We start from the raw sequence: 5,061 nt of genomic DNA, 5'->3' as shown, positions 1-5,061 counted from the left end.
CGGCGGGCAAAATAACGACATTGCGCATAACCGGCGCACGGATTCATGCTGAAATAGCAACTAACGAAAGAAGAGGCTTAAAACCAAGAGAGGCAGAGAGTTGGCGAGGTGCGTCCGAGTTAATGCGCGGGTTAGGTGGCTGATTTTTGTAGAATTTTTTCAGCTTCTGTTATTCCTGTTGGGGAAATTTTGCAAATATTATCATCATCAAATTCAATTAATCTATCACTATGCAGACCTTTCAAAATCTTCTTAAAGTTATAGGAGTTTTTATATTCGATTATACCACGAATCTTCTCAGCTGGCATAGGAGATTCGTCATAAAGTAATACTAATACCTTATCTTTTGCTAAGATATTTGGATTGAGAATTCGCTTAACTTCTCCGTCTTTCCAAAGTAATTGAATATCCCTCTCAACAATTTTATTAATGATTTGTTGAGTTTCTTCAGGTTTTAAATTAGAATTTAGCCTAATTATTTCAGCAAGTACCCATTTAACATTGTAAAGGATAAGAGTTGCATCCATTTCATTAGGAGAAATATCACTAATGTGACCAACTCCTCTTTTATTACGAATATTATAAATTGCCTTTAATATTCTAGGTATTAACATTCTGAATGATTCATGGCCTTTTTGTCTCTCATATCTTTGAAGCTCAGAATCATTAAAATGCGGCAACTTATTATTGAATGGGGTGTATTTACCGAAAAGTTCTAATTCAATAATTCTACGAACTGCCTCAACAAAGTGACCAGCGTTTAACTCACTCGGTTTCCACTTTTTTATAACAAAATTTTCCTCTATTTCTAAAAAGGAACTTACTAAGTGGTCAGAAATTTGTTGGTCATAATTATTAGCAATTAACTTCTTTAACTTGGCTAAATTCATGAAGAAATTAATTCTTTTGCTAGATCTTCAGCTGCTTGCTCTCCGGGAAATGTGAGTTTGGCTTCTTGACTTCTACCTGAACCTGAACAATTCAGTAATTCATTTGCATCATTTAAAGCTGCTGAAAAATTCTTTGAATCTAAGAAACCATGATCTTCACATACAGTTCTGATATTTGAAAAAGCAGCTACTTCTTCATCAAATTTCAACTTTTTGGCATGTAAAAATAAAAGTGCTGCATTTACCATTCTTTCTCTTTTAGAATTACCTGGAATTCGTTTTAGAATCTTTATTTCTTCATCATTGAAGTCATAAAGTGTTTTGTAATTATCTATCCCTTTATTTTTGTTTTCACCATTTTGGTTTGCTTGTACTCCTTGTGATGGTGGGGCTATATTTTGTTGAACTTCAGGCGAATAGTTTTCAATCGACTCTTCTATAATATCTTTGAAATTTTGAATTTGTTCGGTAACAAATTCTTCTGATCCACTAATTTCGAACTCCCCGTTCTTTAATGATAGCCTTAATTTTGCTTGATTCTCCATTGTGATAGTTGATAAATTAAAATTTGGGAATTAAATAAATAAACTTATTTGTGTTTAGCAAAGCCACCTAACGACATGGCGCATAACCGGCAGGCGCCGAAATGTTGAATTAGTTTTAAAATAAAAGATTAACTAATAAATAGAAGGGAGGCAAGGAGATGGCGAGGCCTGTCCGAGTTAATGCGCGTGTTATACTGCCTAAAATTTTAAGTATTCCAGGGATTTAAAATAAATATCAGTTTAATCAAAGAATGTAATAAGCAATCGATGATTATATAAAGAAGAGGTTGAATCCAATGCGGAGTAATTGATACTGAATGATGTGAATTTTAGACAATCAAAACATCCGCCGTAGCTGATGCTACCTTCTGAGGACGTATCAACCTTAAAAGGATCAAAGGATATAGTGTAATTCTTGTCTTGTTCGACATTTAGCTTAGCGTCTCCCTGGCTGATTAGTTCTTCTGTATCGTGCTTAAAAAAGCTGAATTCAAAGGAAAAAGTATCCGGTGTTACGGTGAATCGTTGTGATTTCGACTGACTATCAGTTAGAGTAATTTCTTGGTGGTTTTCAGGAACCTCTACTTGAATACTTCCTTCAGTTAATAATTCAGATTGCGAAGAAGAGAAGAACTGAATTGTAGGGTCTTCTTTTTCTGGACTAAATACGGAGCAGCTACTTGCTAAAACTGAGAAAGCTATAAATAAGATTGCAAAGTTGGGTATTGGTTTCATAACACTCCTGATTTATTTAGTGGATTCAAAAAGGCAGTATAACGATTGGCGCTACAGCTGCAGGCGCCAGAATGTATATTTTTCATAAAAAGAAAGAGTAACTAAAAAATGGGAGTTGGGCAAGAAAGGGCGAGGCCTGTCCGCTGATAGCGCGTGTTAGTTTGGGGCAGAAAATATGGAGCCAGCAACAGTTTTGATAAAATCTCGTAACTAAACAGCGGACACAGAAAGATGTTAGCCCCGCTCGGCCAAGACAAAACGGAAGATGGGAATTTGGACCAACGGCTTTAGCACCGAGAATGTCCGATCTTAAAAGCAAAAATTCGTCACCAACCACGAGGGCAAAAATACGGAATGTGAAAGTAGCACTATTGCAGATTATGAGCCAAAAAAATGGCAACTGGAAAACGGTGGCAAAATTGATGAAATGTTAGCCTGTTTTTAGAAGCAAAACACCGAGCAAAACCAGACGACAAACCGCGAAGGCCGGCGGGCAAACTAACGATTGGCGCATAACCGGCGCAACAGGATCTTGATGAATTACAGGTTCTGAAAATGTTTCCCCAAAAGCAAAGGACGCCACCCTGGGGAGAGTTGCGTCCGAGTTTATGCGCGGGTTAGGTACACTTCTTATTCAGGAAAGTGAAAAGCCATAACCTCGAGATAAACTTCTTTATCTGGATCATCTGGAAGTGAGAAAATATAACTATACGAAGATTCTCCATTTTCTCCATTTTCACGTAAATAGTATTGATGGTCTTCTATTTTATTTCTTATCTCATCGAGGACATTTGAGAAATTTTTATTTTGAACGAAAAGTATTACAGAAACCTTTGAATCTCGCCAAGTTAAGTATCGGTCGAATAATTGATTAATAGCTTCAAAAAAAGCTTTAATTCCCTTCCAAAATTTGCATTCAGCAACAAATAGGTTAGTTCCATCTTCTGAATATTTTAAGAGGATATCTGTTTTGCCTTTTTTATTAAAAGTTTCACCTGTCGCAGTAGTTCCCTCATATCGGGTTTCTAGGAATAATAAAAATTGATCTCTGATACCTTCTTCATCTTTATCTTTATATAAAGAAGGTTTTCTCTCCATTTTCTTCCCGACGTCATAAAGTATTTTGATGGCATCCTCATACATTTCATCTGACATTATAGGTTCAGACGAAATGGACTTCCCATCTGATTTAGATGGTTTAGGAACTTCTTTTTTCTTAATTGTCGGTACTGAAAAAACTGATTTAGTATCCTCATCCACAGATACATTTATGGCCTCGTAAAATTCGTTTTCTTCTAAATATTCTTTCTTAGTTGATTCAAAAAATGACTCAACTTTTTGACGCAGATTTCTATTCCAGTTTGCTACTTGTTTATTAATATTATCTACGTTGACAAATGCATCTATATATTTTTTGTTCTTTGCATTTTTAAATGCTTTGGGATTCTTTTCAGAAATTTTAAAACTAATTTCGACAATTTTTCTTTGTGGGTATACAGTAATTTCAGTTGATCTGAGTGTTCTGGGAGAGGGAGCAACTTTAAATAGTTCTGGGGTTCCTTTGAAAGGATACTTAATAGCAAAATAATAGAACTTCTTTTTGTATTCGTTTCCCCATGCTCTATCGGTTACCAATTCCTCTCTAGCAACAGGCTCTTCAACCTTTTCTTTCGATTTTAATATTTCAATTGGCTCTAAGGATAGTTCTTCTACTAAATATTTTTTGTACTCTTCTTCGTCGACCCCAAGAATATATTCTTTGTCTTCCCTCTTAATTCTTTTACGCAGATTTTCCGATAAATTCTGGAAATAGGAATGCCCATCAATTTCCCTGAATGAATCAGTTGTGAATTGTCTCATAAATAATTGATGATATTTTAAGTGTACCTAACGACATGGCGCATAACCGGCGCACGGACCAACGTTAATTCATTTCTATTTTACTATTTGATGCTAAGAAAACAAAACGAGCAAGAGAGGGCGAGGTGCGTCCGCGTTAATGCGCGGGTTAGCCTTTCAATTTTAGAATGAGGTTATTATTGCTATAAGAGCCAAAAAATTAAGAATACAGATTCCCCATAATTCAAGCTTTTCAACCCAATCAATACTCTTACGAGTATCTTTCAAATTATTTTTATAAAACTTAATTGCTTGATAAGCTTCGAACTCCAAATTGGATTTATCATATGAACTTTTAAAATCGTCAAAAAGATCTTTTGCTGATTTAATATCCTTTTTGGTTAGAATATCATCAATTTGCTCAACCATGTTTAAGCAGTTTTTCAAGCTTTTATCGACATAAGAAGTTTTAGCAGTATGTACTTCCCAATCTTTATTTTGTAAATAAATATAGTAAAAGAAAGAAATTACTAAGATAGTTGCCAACGAACTCAAAAATAATGCAGACATTTCATCTTGAACCGATACTCCAAATAAATCAATTTCTGTGATATTAACACCAGCAACAATTGTTAATGAGAGAATAAAGGAAAAGGACAAAACAAAGCGTTTTGTGGATTTTGTTTTATTACTTTGCCAGTCATTAAATAAATCAAATAATGAGTCCACAGTTAAGCCTGTGCTTGCCAAGTTGCTCATTATTTTTTTCACTTTAAAAGCTTCTTCAGGGCTAAGGTCGATTTCTCTTGGGGGCTGACCCAGATTAGGAATGTTGGGTTTTGGCATCTCAAAATTGAAGCTTCCTAAATTCCCTAAATTCATAGCAATATTTTTTGAAACCTGATTTGAAAATGAAGGCTAACGGACGGCGCATAACCTGCGCCGAGATTCTTGATGGGTTATAAATGACAAAATTTGAACCGTAAAAGCAAGAAGTGGGAACGATGGGCGAGCGGCGTCCGCGTTAATGCGTATTCTAAGAGTAAGTCAAG

At 35.3% G+C, this 5,061-nt stretch carries 5 protein-coding genes; all 5 read right to left on the bottom strand.

Features of this window, described 5'->3' with window-relative positions; all coding sequences use genetic code 11:
• Positions 1-131: 131 nt before the first annotated feature.
• The 5 genes from G3569_RS18020 to G3569_RS18000 all read right to left on the bottom strand — a co-directional run bounded on the left by G3569_RS18020 (position 132) and on the right by G3569_RS18000 (position 4,891).
• The gene (locus G3569_RS18020; RefSeq protein WP_165271479.1) at positions 132-890 is read right to left on the bottom strand and encodes a hypothetical protein; all 759 of its coding nucleotides are present in this window, start codon (positions 888-890) and stop codon (positions 132-134) included.
• On the bottom strand, positions 887-1,435 hold the full coding sequence (locus tag G3569_RS18015) for a hypothetical protein (RefSeq protein WP_165271478.1): 549 nt from the start codon (positions 1,433-1,435) through the stop codon (positions 887-889). The genes G3569_RS18020 and G3569_RS18015 overlap by 4 nt, the downstream gene beginning before the upstream one ends.
• A gap of 240 nt (positions 1,436-1,675) precedes the next feature.
• Positions 1,676-2,170, bottom strand: coding sequence for a hypothetical protein (locus G3569_RS18010; protein WP_165271477.1), 495 nt, complete (start codon positions 2,168-2,170; stop codon positions 1,676-1,678).
• 630 nt (positions 2,171-2,800) lie between these two features.
• Complete coding sequence (locus G3569_RS18005; RefSeq protein ID WP_165271476.1) at positions 2,801-4,030, bottom strand: hypothetical protein; 1,230 nt, start codon at positions 4,028-4,030, stop codon at positions 2,801-2,803.
• A 162-nt stretch (positions 4,031-4,192) separates the two neighbouring features.
• Complete coding sequence (locus tag G3569_RS18000; RefSeq protein ID WP_165271475.1) at positions 4,193-4,891, bottom strand: hypothetical protein; 699 nt, start codon at positions 4,889-4,891, stop codon at positions 4,193-4,195.
• Between the last annotated feature and the right edge of the window lie 170 nt (positions 4,892-5,061).

This window comes from Fodinibius halophilus, assembly GCF_011059105.1.
GTDB classification, from domain to species: Bacteria; Bacteroidota; Rhodothermia; order Balneolales; family Balneolaceae; genus Fodinibius; species Fodinibius halophilus.
Note: the sequence above shows the minus strand (reverse complement) of the source record. Positions and strands in the feature narration are given on the sequence as shown.

Coding starts and splice junctions, on each gene's coding strand:
- G3569_RS18015 (WP_165271478.1), bottom strand. CDS start 1,435: ATGGAGAATCAAGCAAAATTAAGGCTATCATTAAAGAACGGGGAGTTC.
- G3569_RS18020 (WP_165271479.1), bottom strand. CDS start 890: ATGAATTTAGCCAAGTTAAAGAAGTTAATTGCTAATAATTATGACCAA.
- G3569_RS18005 (WP_165271476.1), bottom strand. CDS start 4,030: ATGAGACAATTCACAACTGATTCATTCAGGGAAATTGATGGGCATTCC.
- G3569_RS18010 (WP_165271477.1), bottom strand. CDS start 2,170: ATGAAACCAATACCCAACTTTGCAATCTTATTTATAGCTTTCTCAGTT.
- G3569_RS18000 (WP_165271475.1), bottom strand. CDS start 4,891: ATGAATTTAGGGAATTTAGGAAGCTTCAATTTTGAGATGCCAAAACCC.